Genomic DNA, 1,885 nt, shown 5'->3' on the forward strand with positions numbered 1-1,885 from the left:
ATGTGGCTACTGAAAATGAAATTCTACTTGGTTTTGCGTGTTCCCAGCAGTACAGAGCGATGTCCGCATTTGAAGAAACAGCGGAAGTAACTGTTTATTTGGCGCAAGCAGCCAAGGGTAAAGGTTTAGGTTCAAAGCTGTATTCTCAACTGTTTTCATCTATTCACACGTACGGTATCCATCGAGTATTGTCAGGTATTGCGTTGCCAAATGACGCCTCAATCGCTCTACATAAACGTTTCGGGTTTAGAGAGGTTGGTGTTTTTAATGAGTACGCAAAGAAAAATGGTCAGTACATTAGCTCCATGTGGCTAGAAAAGTCGTTAAACGCAGAGTTCGCTTTATAACAAGCAATTTAAGCAGACTGTCAACGCTTGGCATTTTCAACTCGTTTTAGCTTCAGTGATTACGGTGTTAAGTTTGAGTATATCGGTAGCGTTGTCAGCTACTTAATTGGGCGTTAGCCCTATGGAGATAAATTTGAAATTATCATTGATGGCAGCGGTAGCTGAAAATGGAGTAATTGGCTCTGGCCTGGATATACCTTGGATTGTTAAGGGTGAGCAGCTGTTGTTTAAGGCAATGACTTTTAATCAATGGTTGCTACTTGGCCGTAAAACTTTTGAATCAATGGGAAAACTGCCAAACCGTAAATATGCGGTTATTTCTCGTTCTCCATCTACATCGAACGATCCTGATGTTTTATATTTCAAAAGTGTTGAAGACGCCTTGGGTTATTTAGAAACAGTAACCGAGCATGCGTTTGTGTCTGGTGGTGGTCAAATATATAAGTCACTCATTACGCAAGTGGACACAATTCATATTTCAAAAATTCATAAACATATCTCTGGTGATATTTTCTTCCCTGAACTACCAAGAGATTTGACTCTAGTTTTTGAACAGCGATTTAGTTCAAATATTGATTATACGTACCAAATTTGGCAAAAGGGCTAACAAGGCGCTAAAGACTGATTCGCGAACGCGTGCCGAACTCGCTAACGCTCAAACATAGCACACGTTCACTCACAGCTTAGCTTGGCGTTATGAGTATTTGTGGATTAAGAAAAGGAAGTCATTTTGTATCAGTTATATTATTACCCAAACAACGCGAGTTTAGCTCCGCACTTCTTATTACATTTCATGGAATTAGACTATCAATTGTTGTTAGTTGATAGGAAATCGAGCTTCCACAAATCAGCTGAATATTTAAAATTGAATCCAGCGGGTAGAATTCCTACATTAATTGACGATGGAATGGCAATCTTTGAAAGCTCTGCGATTTGTATTCATCTTTGTGAGCAAAACCCTAAGCATGGTTTGCTCCCTCAGTTTGGGAGCAAAAGTAGACCTCAGTTTTTCCAATGGTTAGCGTACTTGAATAATACACTTCAAGCTGAGTTAATGGTTCGATATTATCCACATCGACATACAAATGATGAAAGTACTATTCCAAATGTGGTTGCAGCGCAAGATGATCGAATTGGTGACTCACTATCCGTAATTAATGATCAACTTGAGGGTAATAAATACCTTTTAGGCGATGAAATTTCAGCCTGTGATTTCTTCTTATTTATGCTTTCTGGGTGGTGTTTACCAATTAAGAAATCGCCATTAAGTTTTGAGCATCTGTCAGCTTATCTAAATCGTTTATCATCACATCCAACAATCATGGCTGTTTGTGAGTTAGAGGGTATCGATCTTAGCCCATTTAAGTAATACTCATAACAAATGCATCAACACGATTTGCTACACTCGGCGTTGTCAGTTTGCCTTTAGTTTCAGTGGTTAAGGCAGTAAAATTCAGTTAAGTCTGTATCGTAGCAAACGTGTTATGCAGGCGTTAGCTGCCATCCATGTTCAAAGGGGAAACAAATGGGTTATCCAC

Annotated in this window: 3 protein-coding genes; all 3 read left to right on the forward strand. The window is 39.2% G+C overall.

Features of this window, described 5'->3' with window-relative positions; translation table 11 throughout:
• A partial coding sequence (locus AB4180_RS22215) for an N-acetyltransferase family protein (protein WP_372081999.1) occupies positions 1 to 347 on the forward strand: 347 nt, incomplete at its 5' end.
• A 133-nt stretch (positions 348 to 480) separates the two neighbouring features.
• Positions 481 to 954, forward strand: a complete 474-nt coding sequence (gene dfrA / locus AB4180_RS22220; protein ID WP_065608052.1) for a trimethoprim-resistant dihydrofolate reductase DfrA — start codon at positions 481 to 483, stop codon at positions 952 to 954.
• A gap of 123 nt (positions 955 to 1,077) precedes the next feature.
• Positions 1,078 to 1,716 carry a glutathione S-transferase family protein gene (locus tag AB4180_RS22225; RefSeq protein WP_102250480.1) on the forward strand — a complete coding sequence of 213 codons (639 nt, stop codon included), beginning with the start codon at positions 1,078 to 1,080 and terminating at the stop codon, positions 1,714 to 1,716.
• Positions 1,717 to 1,885 lie beyond the last annotated feature (169 nt).

Origin of the sequence: Vibrio sp. 10N.286.49.C3, from assembly GCF_041469545.1 — a bacterium.
Classification (GTDB): Bacteria; Pseudomonadota; Gammaproteobacteria; order Enterobacterales; family Vibrionaceae; genus Vibrio; species Vibrio tasmaniensis_A.